Annotated in this window: 18 protein-coding genes; 9 read left to right on the top strand and 9 right to left on the bottom strand. The window is 62.2% G+C overall.

Going from position 1 to position 15524, the window contains the following annotated elements:
• Positions 1-88: 88 nt before the first annotated feature.
• Entirely contained in the window at positions 89-313 is a 225-nt protein-coding gene (locus tag EC839_RS19925) for a hypothetical protein (protein ID WP_132833057.1), read from the bottom strand.
• A gap of 106 nt (positions 314-419) precedes the next feature.
• On the bottom strand, positions 420-665 hold the full coding sequence (locus EC839_RS19930) for a hypothetical protein (protein ID WP_132833058.1): 246 nt from the start codon (positions 663-665) through the stop codon (positions 420-422).
• 421 nt (positions 666-1086) lie between these two features.
• On the opposite strand from EC839_RS19930, the gene EC839_RS24225 reads away from it, so the two are divergent.
• The gene (locus EC839_RS24225; RefSeq protein ID WP_165904691.1) at positions 1087-1245 is read left to right on the top strand and encodes a hypothetical protein; all 159 of its coding nucleotides are present in this window, start codon (positions 1087-1089) and stop codon (positions 1243-1245) included.
• Between the two features lie 6 nt (positions 1246-1251).
• Here the strand turns inward: EC839_RS24225 and EC839_RS19935 are convergent, their stop codons facing one another.
• The 6 genes from EC839_RS19935 to EC839_RS19955 all read right to left on the bottom strand — a co-directional run bounded on the left by EC839_RS19935 (position 1252) and on the right by EC839_RS19955 (position 4026).
• Positions 1252-1977 (bottom strand): hypothetical protein, encoded by a 726-nt coding sequence (locus EC839_RS19935; RefSeq protein ID WP_132833059.1) that lies wholly within the window; start codon positions 1975-1977, stop codon positions 1252-1254.
• Positions 1977-2639, bottom strand: a complete 663-nt coding sequence (locus tag EC839_RS19940) for a hypothetical protein (RefSeq protein WP_132833060.1) — start codon at positions 2637-2639, stop codon at positions 1977-1979. The genes EC839_RS19935 and EC839_RS19940 overlap by 1 nt, the downstream gene beginning before the upstream one ends.
• Before the next feature lie 127 nt (positions 2640-2766).
• Positions 2767-3012 (bottom strand): hypothetical protein, encoded by a 246-nt coding sequence (locus tag EC839_RS19945; protein ID WP_132833061.1) that lies wholly within the window; start codon positions 3010-3012, stop codon positions 2767-2769.
• A gap of 201 nt (positions 3013-3213) precedes the next feature.
• Positions 3214-3372 (bottom strand): hypothetical protein, encoded by a 159-nt coding sequence (locus EC839_RS24230; RefSeq protein ID WP_165904692.1) that lies wholly within the window; start codon positions 3370-3372, stop codon positions 3214-3216.
• A 5-nt stretch (positions 3373-3377) separates the two neighbouring features.
• Positions 3378-3692, bottom strand: coding sequence for a hypothetical protein (locus EC839_RS19950; RefSeq protein WP_132833062.1), 315 nt, complete (start codon positions 3690-3692; stop codon positions 3378-3380).
• 124 nt (positions 3693-3816) lie between these two features.
• Entirely contained in the window at positions 3817-4026 is a 210-nt protein-coding gene (locus tag EC839_RS19955) for a hypothetical protein (RefSeq protein WP_132833063.1), read from the bottom strand.
• A gap of 1128 nt (positions 4027-5154) precedes the next feature.
• Between EC839_RS19955 and queD the strand changes: the two genes are divergently transcribed.
• Positions 5155-5511, top strand: a complete 357-nt coding sequence (gene queD / locus EC839_RS19960) for a 6-carboxytetrahydropterin synthase QueD (RefSeq protein ID WP_074583066.1) — start codon at positions 5155-5157, stop codon at positions 5509-5511.
• Between the two features lie 82 nt (positions 5512-5593).
• Entirely contained in the window at positions 5594-7060 is a 1467-nt protein-coding gene (locus EC839_RS19965; RefSeq protein ID WP_007158874.1) for an inorganic phosphate transporter, read from the top strand.
• A 425-nt stretch (positions 7061-7485) separates the two neighbouring features.
• Here EC839_RS19965 and EC839_RS19975 read toward each other — a convergent pair whose 3' ends face one another.
• Positions 7486-7695 (bottom strand): hypothetical protein, encoded by a 210-nt coding sequence (locus EC839_RS19975; protein ID WP_132833065.1) that lies wholly within the window; start codon positions 7693-7695, stop codon positions 7486-7488.
• A gap of 423 nt (positions 7696-8118) precedes the next feature.
• On the opposite strand from EC839_RS19975, the gene EC839_RS19980 reads away from it, so the two are divergent.
• From EC839_RS19980 to EC839_RS20005, 6 genes are all read left to right on the top strand, one after another.
• Positions 8119-10350, top strand: a complete 2232-nt coding sequence (locus EC839_RS19980) for an NADP-dependent isocitrate dehydrogenase (RefSeq protein WP_132833066.1) — start codon at positions 8119-8121, stop codon at positions 10348-10350.
• A 128-nt stretch (positions 10351-10478) separates the two neighbouring features.
• Complete coding sequence (locus EC839_RS19985; RefSeq protein ID WP_132833067.1) at positions 10479-10931, top strand: NUDIX hydrolase; 453 nt, start codon at positions 10479-10481, stop codon at positions 10929-10931.
• Position 10932: 1 nt separating this feature from the next.
• Complete coding sequence (gene mnmA / locus EC839_RS19990) at positions 10933-12042, top strand: tRNA 2-thiouridine(34) synthase MnmA (RefSeq protein ID WP_132833068.1); 1110 nt, start codon at positions 10933-10935, stop codon at positions 12040-12042.
• Positions 12039-12659 (top strand): high frequency lysogenization protein HflD, encoded by a 621-nt coding sequence (hflD, locus tag EC839_RS19995; RefSeq protein ID WP_132833069.1) that lies wholly within the window; start codon positions 12039-12041, stop codon positions 12657-12659. The genes mnmA and hflD overlap by 4 nt, the downstream gene beginning before the upstream one ends.
• 87 nt (positions 12660-12746) lie before the next feature.
• Positions 12747-14117 carry an adenylosuccinate lyase gene (gene purB, locus EC839_RS20000; protein ID WP_132833070.1) on the top strand — a complete coding sequence of 457 codons (1371 nt, stop codon included), beginning with the start codon at positions 12747-12749 and terminating at the stop codon, positions 14115-14117.
• Between the two features lie 216 nt (positions 14118-14333).
• Positions 14334-15512 (top strand): cupin domain-containing protein, encoded by a 1179-nt coding sequence (locus EC839_RS20005; RefSeq protein ID WP_132833071.1) that lies wholly within the window; start codon positions 14334-14336, stop codon positions 15510-15512.
• Positions 15513-15524 lie beyond the last annotated feature (12 nt).

Consider the following 15524-nt stretch of genomic DNA (forward strand, 5'->3'; position numbering starts at 1 on the left):
CTGGATCAGGCCGCATCAATTCAACGATGGGCTACCGCCTGCGGTGGCCGAAGAAAAACTTAACCCACTGTCCGGGATGGGTTGACCACTACAGTTGGGCAGGCTGAGAGTCGGCGTACTCCCCCTGCTTAATGGAGCGATCCAACGTCTTTAGGAACTGGGCTTCACCCAGCTCGTAGGCCTCGTGTTCAAGATGCAGCTGCTGTGCCGCGAGGTCTTCTCCGTACAGTTTGCTGAGGGTCTCGAACGCCCAGGGGTTGTGCTTGATGTCCGAGAAATCTTGTCTCTCGGGGACCAGCTGATTGCTTTGCATTGCGTTGGATTTCCATATGATTACCACGACTGTGAGCGAAACCTTGAGGAGCCTTTGTGGAGACTTTAGGGACCCTCAGAGAGATTTCATCTCATAGTGGGGGTTTTTAATTCTCCAGTGCGTCTACCTCGATCCGCCCTATCACATCAGACATCTTGTAAATGAAGTGCTTGGTCTCTCCTCCCCGTGACGTTTGGCTGACAGTCAGTAGCTCCTTATCGAGCTGATACCGCAGCACAGCAATATTCCTGCCATCCGCAAGAAAGGTGGTCGATTTGACTTCGTTAGTGAGCTGTCCCTGGGCGATGCTGGGGATCATTACGAAGAACTTGATGCGCTGAATCTCGGTCATTTTGGTATCCATGAAGAAACTGCTCGAATACTGCATTCGGCAGAAGGAGGTCCTCGAAGGTCCCCTTCTCAGTCCAATATCGCTGCTCATCCTGGCGGACGGCGAGCATGATAGCTTCCCTGCGAGAAACAAGGGCCACCACCGACGATAGTACGGTCTCGAACCGCGTTCTCAGCATTTCTTGCATGGCTTGGCTTGCGTCAAAATCAAGGCGCCCTCCCTTGCGGGTCACTACCTTGACGTTGAATTCTCGACACTCCCTTGATAACCTGCGCCGAATTGACGAAATCTGTTCGTCTATGGCCCTTACCTCTTGTGTGGACTTCTGGCGCGTGCTATCGGGAATTGTCTTCCTGTGCCTCCTCAGGCTTTCCATATCAAACATGGGTCTCACTCTATGAATCGCGGCAAGGACACGAAAATGAAGGCAGTGAAGCCGAGCAAGAAGCCCAGCCCCAAGTCTACCGGCCTGAGCCGCTTCGCAATTGCGCCCGGTGAAACTCCGCGCAAGGTCCCGAAGGACCTGCTGGATGAGTTCGATGAGGCGTGCCGTCAAGAAGACGAAGACACCCCCACCTGATCCCCGCTATTTGATCTCGCTCCAGAACACCAGAAGATTCCGGGTGCCCTCCGTTACGGGCAGACCCTGGTGCAGCGTCTTACTGCCCTGGAACAACATCGCGTGCCCCACGGGCAACTGCGGGACCTCGAAGGGCTCACCGAGACCCTGAGGCTTCACCATCGTGCCTCCGCCTTTGTGATGGTCCGTCAGGGCCACCACCAGCGTAATGTCCGAATCCTTGTCGTGGTGCCAGTGGCCCTTGGAGACCTCCTCGGGCGTGTACTGAGCGAACTGGATCGAGCGCATGAACTTCGGCTCCAGCTGGTACAGGACCTTGCTCAGCGGGTTCACCACATGGACGAACATCGAGTACAGGCAGTTGAAGAGACTCGGGCAGGTGTCCTGCAGGGTGATCTCAGGGATTTGCACCTCGGCCTCCTCGTCCGGGTTCACGGCGAAGGACATCAGGGTTATCTCCGTCAGGAGGTCCTGAATGTAGTCCGGGTGCAGGAACGGGATCGAGTAGACGCCTGAAGTAAATGCCCCAGCAGCGCTTCCCCCAAACTCCCTCACCACCTGCCCAAGTGCTGCGAGCCACCCAGGATTACTAAAGTCCTTCCACGTCAAACCATTGCACTCTTCGGCCACCCTGCCCATTTCTTGAATGGTCCCGAGGTGTGCCCGGAGGTCTGGGTGGTATTTGTCCTTGGATGGAATAGCTGTCGAGGATTTCAGAAGAACGTGAGACATCAGGCTTGCCTCCGAACGTAGTCACCGGACTGGTACGTGGAATCGTCCCAGAAGACCATGGTGACCATCCTGGCGTCGCTCGTCTCGATAGACTGCGGGAAGACCATGTAGGGCTCGAAGTCAGTGCCCAGCAGCTCCCAGCGTTCCACCTTGCGCCGGAAGAGGCCCACACGCTGGATCACCTTACGGGCATAGTAACGCCGCCCTTTGTGCTCAACAACGTGTGTGGCCCCTGCCAGGCGCAGCTGCCGCTTATGGGCGGCCCCTCGTAGTAGTGCGTCCATGCGCTGTTTCTCCTTGGCAGCTTCCTCTTGCTTGCGTTGAGTTTCTCGACTGGCTTTCACCAGCGGATGCTCCTTGAGTGACGCCACCATAGCCGTGAGGCGCTCGTACTCGCGCATCGCTTCTTCGGACCAATAGAAGAACGCGGCCCGAGTGATCTCGTAACCACAGTCCTGGGCGTTCCTATCGAGGAACTGGAAGACGCAGAGGTCTATTTCTCGCTCACTACGCTCAGACTTGATGTCCACGCGAAGCCAGCGCTTGCCCCTGCGGTTCTCCAGATACTGGCTATGACCAGTCTCGATTGCCTTCACCATGGCCGAAATGATGGCCTTGCCGGTCGCCTCGTGAGCGAATGACGTTTCGTTGAGCTTTTGCATTGCGTTGCGTTTCCCTGTGTATGGCGGGCTGCCTCCGCCGTACTGTACACGCATACAGTATAGACAGAAGTGTGACCGCGTTATCAAGAGGTTTTGAGGTGCGTTGCGTTGGGTTACAGCTCTGGCGTCAGTTGTGCCTCCAGAATTTCGTCAGGAACAGGTTGAGACCCTTGGTCCAGGGCCATGCGAGCGCGTAGAAGATTCCGAGCGTGAGGGCCAGTGCGTAGGCCGCAAAGAAACCGCCGGAATCACTCTGGAGCAGCACCCTGGCGAACTCCCAGGGCGTGAAGTAGCGGAGCCCCAGGACCTTTGCAGCCAGAGGGGCCGCAACGAGGAACGGGACGAGGTACGACAGGCGGAACATAAAGGGCATTGGGTCACCAATGATTCCAACGGAGAGCCCACCATATCGGGCGGTAGGCTCTCGACTTGAATCACTCAGGGATCGCAGCGGGTCTTCTGGCACGGGCGGCCATTACGAACCACAGGCCATTCTCGCGGCTCAACCACACTCTTCTGCCCGCCTTGGCCTGCTCCCAGGCCTCAGCGAATGCCTCCATGCGGGACATAGTGGTCACTCCCCGTCCAGCTCGTAGCTGTCCACTCGGAACGAGCTACGGTCACGGATGGAGTACCGGTTGATGCGCTCTTGGGCCAGCTCCGGCGACGAGTGCGCGGAGTGGAACTCATCGATACCGTCGAAGTTGGTGAACCAGACAATCCAGATCGTCATGGTGGTCACTCCTCGTCTTCATCGTCGGACTCAAGGTCCTCGACGAACTCGATACCATCGGAGTCTTCGTCGGCGAGCTGCTGCTCAAGCTCAGACTGAAGCCCAGACTCGTAATCGCCTTTCATGCAACGGAAGGCGACCGGATCGCACGACTCAAGGATGTCCCCAGCCGAGAACGTCATGCCTGCTACTTGGACATCCTCATGCGCCTCATCGAGGTACTCGCGGTACTCGCTGTCGCTGAGAGTGACCTCACCACCCACCACGTCGAAGCCACGGAATTGGCTCACGTTGGTGCTATCAAAATGTCTTCTGCTCATGATGGTTTCCTTGCGATGCGTTGCGTTGAGTTGCTTTGGGTTGCGTTACTTGCAGCCGCCTTGGGCGTTGCTGCGGACCATTGAGTCCAGCGGAAGGCACCGAGCGTGATGCCTTCGACTTGAATCAATAACCTTTGGACTTACCGGGCCACTCCCCTTCGATTGCCTTACGGATGCGCTCAGCGGCCTTTGTGGCACCGGCCTTTGTTGCGCGTCCAAGCTGCATCCGACAGTAGCGGAGCTGAGTGGCGTCACAGTGATTGAACTGAACGCCAGTCTCTTCGGACACCACACGTTCGATATACGTAGCTTCGTCGTTCCAGTTGATAGTCATTGCGTTGTTCCTTTCGGATTGCTTTGCGTTAGCACCTCAAGGTCAAGCCCTGGGCGCTGTTTGGGTTGAATCATTGGATTGGCCCCTATGGTCCCTTTCGAGACCCAAGAGCCAACACCTAATGAGCCATCCCATGGTGCGTGCTTTGTCACTATTCATCAGATTGTTAAAGAGCGGTAGAGCGTAGAGCTGGCCTATCGCCTCCCCTCAGTGCCTTACGGTCTTACCGTTGGGTGCGCCTACCTATTGTGTCGGCCCCCTTTGATGGCTCTTTAGGAGCACTCAGGGACCAAGATCGTCGGCAGACCAGTGAAGCTTAGAGCCCTCCTTAGGGACCGTTTACCGTGTCGCTCTGGAGTGATGCCAATTTACCACAGTCATACCCCGAGTCAATAGGCTAACCAAAAGATTTATTGAGATGGGAATAGACCATGTATGTCAGTTGCTTAGAGAGCAAACCTAATGCCCTACCTTATGGCCCTCCCTGGGTCTCTCTATTAGTGGGTGCTTTTGGCCCTTTCCTTATGTGGTCCTTATGTAGTGCTGCTGTCGTTATGAGAGAACCTCATGATGGCTTAAGGGAACGTGAAGAGGACTCATAGTGGGCCTACAGATAGGGACACACAGGGACGCTAAGTCAACTCAAGGTCACCCTAATGATCCCTCACCCATCCCTAAGGCCCACCTAATGCCTCCCCTATGGCAATCCCCCAGAGATTCCCACTGTTAGAGCCCTGTTAATCACAAGGAATACACAGGGTATCCCCAGGGTATCCACAAGGGTTCCTGAGGTGAATCGAGGGGTGGTACGGGGGGTGCCCAGGGCTGTGCCTGAGTGAGATGGGCTCTCAGATTTTTCTCTCAGATTCTTAAAGGCCACCTGAAGGCCTCTTAATGAGCTGCCTACCTAATGAATCAACCTAATGTTGACCTTCAGGGCCTAATGGGTACTCTGTGCGCCCATGGTTGACCTGGGAGGCTATTCTGAGTGGAGTGGTAACGACCTCAGAATAGCGGCGCGGCTCACTGTTAGAGGGTGTTAGAACCCTGTTCGACCCTTGTTAAACCCTGCTAAGATGCTGATTCCAAAGGTCTCAGCGGCGCACCTGCGGAGTCCTGCATACCCCGATGGAAATTTTCAAAGAATTCATTTTCGAAGCCGCGCACTTCCTGCCCAATGTTCCGGCAGGTCACAAGTGCGGGCGTCTCCATGGGCATTCCTTCAAGGTAGGCCTGCACATCGAAGGCGCGGTCGATCCCCATACTGGCTGGGTCCGGGATTTCGCCGACATCAAGGCCGTCTTCAAACCCCTGTACGAGCGTCTCGACCATCACTATCTGAACGACATCCCAGGGCTCGAGAACCCCACCAGCGAGGTGCTCGCCCGCTGGATCTGGCAACAACTCAAGCCCCAGCTGCCTGAGCTCAGCCAGGTCCGTGTCCATGAGACCTGCACCTGCGGCTGCATCTACCGCGGCGACTAATTCGCCTCTCCCATCCAAGGTGGCGATGGCGGCAGTCATTTTTCTGCCATAATTCGCGCCTGCCAACTGTCGACGTATCCCCATGTTCGAACTTTTCAGCGGACTCCACGCCTGGGTCGCCATCAGCCTCGTCTTGGCCCTGGCCTTTGTGCTGGCCTTTGAATTCATCAACGGCTTCCACGACACCGCCAACGCCGTCGCCACGGTGATCTACACCAAGGCCATGCCGCCGCACCTCGCGGTGTTCTTCTCCGGCATCTTCAATTTCCTCGGTGTGCTGCTCGGCGGCGTCGGCGTCGCCTACGCCATCGTCCACCTGCTGCCGGTGGAGCTGCTGATCAACGTCAACACCGGCCACGGTCTGGCCATGGTGTTTTCCCTGCTCGCCGCGGCCATCACCTGGAACCTGGGCACCTGGTATTTCGGCATCCCCGCCTCCAGCTCCCACACCCTGATCGGTTCCATTCTCGGCGTCGGCGTGACCAACGCCCTGCTCACCGGGATCCCAATGAGCGAAGGCGTGAACTGGCAGAAGGCGATCGACATCGGCCTATCGCTGATCTTCTCGCCGCTGGCCGGCTTCGCCGTCGCCGGCCTGCTGTTGCTCGCCCTCAAGCGCTGGCGGCCGCTGTCGAAGATGCACAAGACCCCGGAACAGCGCCGCGAAGTGGATGCCAAGAAGCACCCGCCGTTCTGGAATCGCCTGATGCTGGTCCTCTCGGCCATGGGCATGAGCTTCGTGCACGGCTCCAACGACGGCCAGAAAGGAATCGGCCTGATCATGCTGGTGCTGATCGGCATCGTCCCGGCCAAGTTCGTGCTGGACCTGGACAGCACCACCTACCAGATCGAGCGCACCCGCGACGCCGCCATCCATTTGGGCCAGTTCTACGAGCGCCAGGGCGACAACCTCAAGGACTTCCTCGCCGAAGTGCCCGGCAATCGCGACCTGCCCCAGGAATTCCGCTGCGCCCCGCACATGACCGTGCCGACCCTGCAGGCGCTGCTGGCCGACCTGGAAGGCATCACCGACTACCGCGCCATGAGCGACGACCATCGCCAGCAGGTGCGCCGCTACCTGCTGTGCCTGGACGACACCGCCAAGAAGGTGAGCAAGCTGCCGGTACTGACCGCGCGCGATCGCGACGACCTCAGCCGCCTGCGCAAGGATCTGACCAGCACCACCGAATACGCGCCCTTCTGGGTCATCATCGCGGTCGCCCTGGCCCTGGGCATCGGCACCATGGTCGGCTGGCGCCGCGTGGTACTGACCGTCGGCGAGAAGATCGGCCGCCAGGGCATGACCTATGCCCAGGGCGTCAGCGCCCAGGTGACGGCCGTGGCCGCCATCGGCATGGCCAACGTCTTCGCCCTGCCCGTCTCCACCACCCACGTGCTGTCCTCGGGCGTGGCCGGTACCATGGTCGCCAACCGCAGCGGCCTGCAGGGCAGCACGGTACGCAACATCCTGATGGCCTGGGTCCTGACCCTGCCGGCCTCCATGGCCCTCTCCGCCGGCCTGTTCTGGCTGGCGCACCTGTTCCTGTGATCTGCGCCAACCGGGCGCCGCGTCAGCGGTGTCCGGTTGGACCCCTCGTCGGGAAAGCCTGAACAGGATAGCTATTGACGAGTCTAGTGAAATGTGTCCCAGCAAAGACACCTTTCCGAGACAGCCGTACGGTGAACGTCAATGACTCCTGCGACCTACATCCTTCTTCTGATACTGGGCTGGCTGGCTCTGGCGCTGGCCATACTCTGGGCCATGCTGCGTCTGGCACGTCGCGCCAGGCCCGTGGCGGCGTCCTCGTCCAGGATGCTGCCCAAGGCAACGCCTACCTCCCCCTTGAGTCCAGGCAAACACCTGGCCTGCTAGAGCTCCAGGCGTGACGAGACCACCTCGACACCCAGAGAGTGCGCGGGAGAAAAAAGAAGGATTCTTATTGTTGGAAGGGAGGAGATTCGAGCGGAAGCGAATTAGGTGAGCAGGGTATTTTCCTGAGCGCTGCGGCTCATCTGCTCGAGGATCTGGTCTTTCTGCTGCGGGGTCAGGGTGTCCCAGCAGTGGTGCTTGATGAACAGCCCGGCGCCAAAGGCGACGTATAGCGACAGGGCGACGATGACGAGCGTTTCCAGCCCTACGATAGCCCAGGAACGACTCTTGGACGCATTGTCCTTGGTTTTCATAACGACCTCATCAAATCAAGAGGGGCAATAGTTTAGTCCCTTAAGCAACTGCCGTGCAGCGCCAGCCGTCGAATGGTCAAGCCTCTTGACCTGAATGATCGACGCAGCCGTTCGCTTCTATCGGACCCACCACATCGGCAACATCGCCCCACAGCCAGGCCGCGCCAGTGCGAATGCACGCCAGGCGCCGCGCTGATATACTCCGCCGACTGACGGGTCGCTGCAGGCCCTGCCGGGTCCGCTGGCTGTATCGGCCGATCCCGCAATTTCCGCAGCGACGCTTTGTCGCATCGCACGTCCATCGCCGCCGCGCCTGTCGCGCGGCCCGATAACGCCTTCTTGGGGCGTCTATCGACTCAAGGGTCGATCCTCGCTCGCCCGGCTTCGCGCCACAGCTGTGATAAAGAGGAGTTAAAGCAAGACATGTCCACCACGTCGAAGATCATCTACACCCTGACCGACGAAGCGCCCGCCCTGGCGACCTATTCGCTGCTCCCCATCGTCGAGGCCATCACCGCCTCCTCCGGCGTCGCCCTCGAAACCCGTGACATCTCCCTTGCCGGCCGCATCATCGCCCTCTTCCCCGAGTACCTGAAGGAAGAGCAGCGCATCTCCGACCACCTCGCCGAACTCGGCGAACTGGCCACCACTCCCGAAGCCAACATCATCAAGCTGCCCAACATCAGCGCCTCGGTTCCGCAGCTCAAGGCCGCGATCAAGGAACTGCAGGGTCAGGGTTACGCCCTGCCGGACTATCCGGACGAGCCCAAGGACGACAAGGAAAAGGACGTCAAGGCGCGTTACGACAAGGTCAAGGGCAGCGCCGTGAATCCGGTCCTGCGCGAAGGCAACTCCGACCGCCGCGCGCCGCTGTCGGTCAAGAACTACGCCCGCAAGCACCCCCATCGCATGGGTGCCTGGAGCGCCGACTCCAAGTCCCACGTCGCCCACATGGACGCCCATGACTTCTATGGCAGCGAGCGCTCGGCCACCATCGAGAACGCTGGCAGCCTGAAGATCGAACTGATCGGCAAGGACGGCGGCAGCAAGGTCCTGAAAGAGAAGACCGCGGTCAAGGCCGGCGAGATCGTCGACGCCTCGACCATGAGCCGCAAGGCCCTGCAGAGCTTCATCGCCGCTCAGATCGAAGACGCCAAGGCCAAGGGCGTGCTGTTCTCCGTGCACCTGAAGGCCACCATGATGAAGGTCTCCGACCCCATCATGTTCGGCATCATCGTCGGCGAGTTCTACAAGGACGTCCTGGCCAAGCACGAAGGCGCCCTGAAAGAAGCCGGCTTCGACCGCAACAACGGCATCGGCGACCTCTACGCCCGCCTGTCCAGCCTGCCGGAAGCCACCCAGGCCGCCATCAAGGCCGATTTCGACGCCCAGTACGCCCAGCGTCCGGCGCTGGCCATGGTCAACTCCGACAAGGGCATCACCAACCTGCACGTGCCGAGCGACGTCATCGTCGACGCCTCCATGCCGGCCATGATCCGTGACTCCGGCAAGATGTGGAACGCCGAAGGCAACCTGCAGGACACCAAGGCCATCATCCCAGACCGCTGCTATGCCGGCGTCTACCAGGTGGTGATCGAGGACTGCAAGCAGCACGGCGCCTTCGATCCCAGCACCATGGGCAGCGTGCCCAACGTCGGCCTGATGGCGCAGAAGGCCGAGGAATACGGCTCCCACGACAAGACCTTCCAGATCCCCACCGACGGTACCGTGCGCGTGACCGACGACCAGGGCAAGGTGGTCTTCGAGCATCCGGTCGAGGCCGGTGACATCTGGCGCATGTGCCAGACCAAGGACGCGCCGATCCAGGACTGGGTCAAGCTCGCCGTCAACCGCGCCCGTGCCAGCGGCACCCCGGCCATCTTCTGGCTGGACCAGAATCGCGCCCACGACGCCCAGGTCATCGCCAAGGTCGAGCGCTACCTCAAGGACCACGACACCAACGGCCTGGACATCCGTGTCCTGGCGCCCGAGGAAGCCACCCGCGTGTCCCTGGAGCGCATCCGCAAGGGCGAGGACACCATCTCGGTGACCGGCAACGTCCTGCGCGACTACCTGACCGACCTCTTCCCCATCATGGAACTGGGCACCAGCGCCAAGATGCTGTCCATCGTCCCGCTGATGAATGGCGGCGGCCTGTTCGAGACCGGTGCCGGCGGCTCCGCGCCCAAGCACGTCCAGCAGTTCGTGCAGGAAAACCACCTGCGCTGGGATTCCCTGGGCGAATTCCTGGCCCTGGCCGAATCCCTGAACCACCTGGGCGAGACCACCGGTAACGCCAAGGCCAAGATCCTGGCCAAGACCCTGGATCAGGCCAATGGCAAGTTCCTCGACAGCAACAAGTCGCCGTCGCGCAAGGCGGGTGAACTGGACAACCGCGGCAGCCACTTCTACCTGGCGCTGTACTGGATCCAGGCCCTGGCCGAGCAGAATGACGACACCCAGCTCAAGGCGCAGTTCGAGCCGGTGGCCAAGTCGCTGACCGCGGACGAAGCCAAGGTGGTCGCCGAGCTGAACGGCGTCCAGGGCCAGGCCGTGGACATCGGTGGCTACTACCACCCCGACCAGGCCAAGACCCGCCAGGCCATGCGTCCGAGCGCCACGCTCAACGCCGCCCTGGAACAGCTCAAGGGCTGAACCTGAGGGCTGCGTCCGCAGCCTTTATGGGTGATCAAGCGAACCCCGGCCCCGGCCGGGGTTCGCTGCATTTGGGACCGGCAAAGCTTAAGGCGTATACTGCGCGATTACCGATAGCGGAGTCCGAGATGGATTGGCACGCCCACGTCACCGTGGCCACCGTGGTGGAAGACGCCGGTCGCTTCCTGCTGGTGGAAGAAGAGAAGCAAGGTCGCCTGGTGCTCAACCAGCCAGCCGGGCACCTGGAGCCGGGCGAGAGCCTGATCGAGGCGGCGCGGCGCGAGACCCTGGAAGAAACCGCCTGGCAGGTGGAGATCCTGGGCGTGATCGGCATCGGCCTCTATGTCGCCCCGGCCAATGGCGTGACCTACTATCGCACGGCCTTCCATGCCCGGCCCCTGGCCCACGAGCCCGGGCGCGCGCTGGACGCCGACATCACCCGCGCGGTGTGGCTGACGCTCGACGAGATCCGCGCCGAGCAGGCCCGACTGCGCAGCCCCCTGGTCCTGGACGCCATCGAGAAATACCTGGACGGGCACCGCTATCCCCTGTCGATGATCGTAGATATGAGAGGTTTTTGAAGTGAACGGCACCCGCGTCATCGTCGGCATGTCCGGCGGAGTGGATTCCTCGGTCTCGGCCCTCTTGCTCAAGGAGCAGGGCTACCAGGTCGAGGGCCTGTTCATGAAGAACTGGGACGAGGACGACGGCACCGAGTACTGCACGGCCAAGGAAGACCTGGCCGATGCCCAGGCGGTCTGCGACCGCATCGGCATCAAGCTGCACACGGCCAACTTCGCCGCCGAGTACTGGGACCACGTCTTCGAGCACTTCCTCGCCGAATACAAGGCCGGCCGGACGCCGAATCCGGACATCCTCTGCAACCGCGAGATCAAGTTCAAGGCGTTCCTCGACTATGCCCTGGCCCTGGGCGCCGACCTGATCGCCACCGGTCACTATGTGCGCCGTCGCGACATCGACGGCCAGACCCTGCTGCTCAAGGGTCTGGACGCCAACAAGGACCAGAGCTATTTCCTCCACGCCGTGGGTGGCGAGCAGCTGGCGCGCACCCTCTTCCCGGTGGGCGAGCTGGAAAAGCCCGAGGTCCGCGCCATCGCCGAGCTGCATGGCCTGGCCACCGCGCGCAAGAAGGACTCCACCGGTATCTGTTTCATCGGCGAGCGCCGTTTCAGCGACTTCCTCAAGCAGTACCTGCCGGCCCAGCCGGGCGACATCGAGACCACCACCGGCGAGGTCATCGGCCGCCACCATGGCCTGATGTACCACACCATCGGCCAGCGCCAGGGCTTGGGCATTGGCGGCATGAAGGACGCCGGTGACGATCCCTGGTACGTGCTGAGCAAGGACCTGACCCGCAACGTGCTGATCGTCGGTCAGGGCAATGCCCACCCCTGGCTGTTCGCCGAGGCCCTGACCGTCAGCGAGATGTTCTGGGTCAATGAGCTGGAGTTCACCCAACCGCGCCGCCTCACCGCCAAGGTCCGCTATCGCCAGCAGGACCAGCCCTGCCAGATCGAGCGCCAGGGCGCCGGCTACCGGGTGGTCTTCGACGAACCCCAGCGCGCCGTGACTCCCGGCCAGTCGGTGGTCTTCTACGACGGCGACGTCTGCCTGGGCGGCGGTGTGATCGAACATTACCAACCCGCCTGCGCCGAGGCGCCCGCCGCATGAATCGCACCCAGGAACAACTCATCGCCCTGGGCGGCGTCTTCCAGGCCGCCGTGCTGGTCGACCAGCTGGCACGCACCGGCCAGGTCGCCGAAGAACCCCTGGCCTGCCTGCTCGGCAGCCTGCTGGTGCGGGATCCGGGCAGCACCCTGGAGGTCTACGGCGGCCATGTCGCGCCCCTGCGCGAGGGCCTGGGCGCCCTCTCCAGCACCCTGGAGCGCAATCCCAACAGCTTGCAGCGCGAGCCCCTGCGCTATGCCCTGGCGATGACCGCCCTGGAACGCAAGCTGGAGAAGCGCGGCGACCTGCTCGACCTCATCGGCCGGCGCCTCACCCAGATCCAGTCCCAGGTCGAGCACTTCGGGGTAGCCCACGAGAACGTCATCGCCGCCTGCGGGGGGCTCTACGAGGACACCCTGAGCACCTTCAAGCAGCGCATCCAGGTGCATGGCGAGATGCGCTACCTGCAGCAATCCGCCACCGCATCGCGGGTGCGCGCCCTGCTGCTGGCCGGCATTCGCTCGGCCCGCCTGTGGCGCCAGCTCGGCGGTCATCGCTGGCAGCTGGTGCTCAATCGCCGCAAGCTGCTCGACAACCTCTACCCCCTGCGCAACGGCTGACCCCGGATTGGCCGGCGGCGGTACTACAGCCCCGGCCTTTGCGTGTAGAATTCCGCCCCTTTCTCCCCCGCTACCAAGAGAATGCCCATGCAGCTCTCCTCGCTCACCGCCGTATCGCCCATCGACGGCCGTTACGCCGGCAAGACCGCCGCCCTGCGCCCCATCTTCAGCGAATTCGGCCTGATCCGTTTCCGCGCCCAGGTCGAGGTCCGCTGGCTGCAGCGCCTGGCCGCCCACGCGGGCATTCCCGAGGTCGCGCCCTTCTCCACCGAGGCCAATGCCTTGCTGGACAAGCTGGCCACCGAGTTCAGCGTCGAGCAGGCGCAGCGGGTCAAGGACATCGAGCGCACCACCAACCACGACGTCAAGGCCATCGAGTACCTGCTCAAGGAAGAGGTCGCCGGCCTGCCGGAACTGGCCGCGGTCAGCGAATTCATCCACTTCGCCTGCACCTCCGAGGACATCAACAACCTGTCCCACGCGCTGATGCTGCGCGAAGGCCGTGACCAGGTGCTGCTGCCGCTGATGCGCCAGATCGCCGGCGAGATCCGCGTGCTGGCCCATCGCTTCGCCGACGTGCCCATGCTCTCGCGCACCCATGGCCAGCCCGCCTCCCCCACCAGCCTGGGCAAGGAACTGGCCAACGTGGTCTATCGCCTGGAGCGCCAGATCGAGCAGATCGCCGCCATCCGCCCGCTGGGCAAGATCAACGGCGCGGTGGGCAACTACAACGCCCACCTGTCCGCCTACCCGGACGTCGACTGGGAAGCCAATGCGCGCACCTTCATCGAAGACGACCTCGACCTGACCCTGAACCCCTACACCACCCAGATCGAGCCGCACGACTACATCGCCGAGCTGTTCGACGCCATCGCCCGCTTCAACACCATCCTGATCGACTTCGACCGGGACATCTGGGGCTACATCTCCCTCGGCTACTTCAAGCAGAAGACCGTGGCCGGCGAGATCGGCTCCTCGACCATGCCGCACAAGGTCAACCCCATCGACTTCGAGAACTCCGAAGGCAACCTGGGCATCGCCAACGCCATCCTCCAGCACCTGGCCAGCAAGCTGCCGATCTCCCGCTGGCAGCGTGACCTGACCGACTCCACCGTGCTGCGCAACCTGGGTACCGGTCTGGCCCACGGCGTGATCGCCTACGAAGCCACCCTCAAGGGCATCGGCAAGCTGGAGCTCAACGCCGCGCGCATCGCCGAAGACCTGGACGCCTGCTGGGAAGTCCTGGCCGAGCCGGTGCAGACCGTGATGCGCCGCTATGGCGTGGCCAACCCCTACGAGAAGCTCAAGGAGCTGACCCGCGGCAAGGGCATCAGCGCCAGCGCCCTGCAGGACTTCATCGACGGCCTGGAAATCCCCGAAGCCGCCAAGGCCGAACTGCGCCAGCTGACCCCGGCCGGCTATATCGGTAACGCCGCCGAACAGGCCCGTCGGGTCTGAGAACCTGCCCACGATCTGCTGCGCGTCGGCCAAACGGCGTTGAAAATGCCTTCGGAATGCTCATCTACCACTCGTAAACTCGTTCGCGAGCCCGGTCCGCTTCCTCAGGCCTTTTCGCCTTGTTTGGCTCTAGCTCGCGAAATCGTGAACAGGTTCTGAGGCTGCCTTTTTTTCACGCCCGGCCTCGCCGGGCGTTTTTCATTGCGCGAGGTGTGCATGAACCCGGATCAACCCCTGCAACTGCTCGGCGGCCTGACCGCCCGTGAATTCCTCCGCGACTACTGGCAGCGGAAGCCCCTGCTGATCCGCCAGGCCATCCCGGACTTCCAGAGCCCCCTGGAACCGGACGAGCTGGCCGGCCTGTCGCTGGAAGAGGAAATCGAATCCCGCCTGATCATCGGCCAGGACCGCACCTGGGAGCTGCGCCGCGGCCCGCTGCCGGAAGACACCTTCGCCAGCCTGCCCGAGCGCGACTGGACCCTGCTGGTGCAATCGGTCGACCAGTTCGTCCCCGAGGTGGCCGAGGTGCTGGAGGCCTTCCGCTTCCTGCCCAGCTGGCGTGTCGACGACGTCATGATCAGCTACGCCGCCCCCGGTGGCGGTGTCGGCCCCCACTACGATCACTATGACGTCTTCCTGCTGCAGGGCCATGGCCGTCGCCGCTGGCGCATCGGTCAGCCGTGCACCGCCGACAGCCCGCTGATCGACGGCCTGGAGCTGAAGATCCTCGCCGACTTCCAGCAGACCGACGAATGGGTGCTGGAACCGGGCGACATGCTCTATCTGCCGCCGGGCCTCGCCCACGACGGCATCGCCGAAGACGAGTGCATGACCTACTCCATCGGCTTCCGCGCCCCCAGTGCCGGCGAGGTGCTCACCCACTTCACCGACTTCCTCAACCAGTTCATCCCCGAGGACGAGCGCTACAGCGACGCCGGCTGCGCCCCGGCCAGCGAGCATCCGGCGGAGATCCCGCCCGAGGCCATCGAACGCCTGCGCGGCCTCATGGAGCGCCACCTGAGCGACGATCGCCTGCTGCTGGCCTGGTTCGGCCAGCACATGACCGAGCCGCGCTACCCGGAGCGCGTCGCCGGAGAAAACCTCAGCGCCAAGCAGCTGCGCAAGGAACTCGACGAAGGCGCCCTGCTGATGCGCAACCCCTGTGGCCGCATCGCCTGGAGTCGCCTGGAAGACGAGGTGATGGTCTTCGCCAGCGGCCAGAGCCGCCTGCTGCCCATGCGGCTGCAACCGCTGCTCGACCTGCTATGCTCGGCGGACGTCCTGCACGAGGCCAATCTCGCGCCATGGCTGCAGGACGACGATGCCATGCGCCTGATCCGCGAACTGCTCCAGCAGGGCAGCCTGATCTTCGCCGGAGAAGACGACGACGAGTGATAGGGAGCCGCC

Source organism: Pseudomonas sp. JUb52 (assembly GCF_004341115.1).
Lineage (GTDB): Bacteria > Pseudomonadota > Gammaproteobacteria > Pseudomonadales > Pseudomonadaceae > Chryseomonas > Chryseomonas oryzihabitans.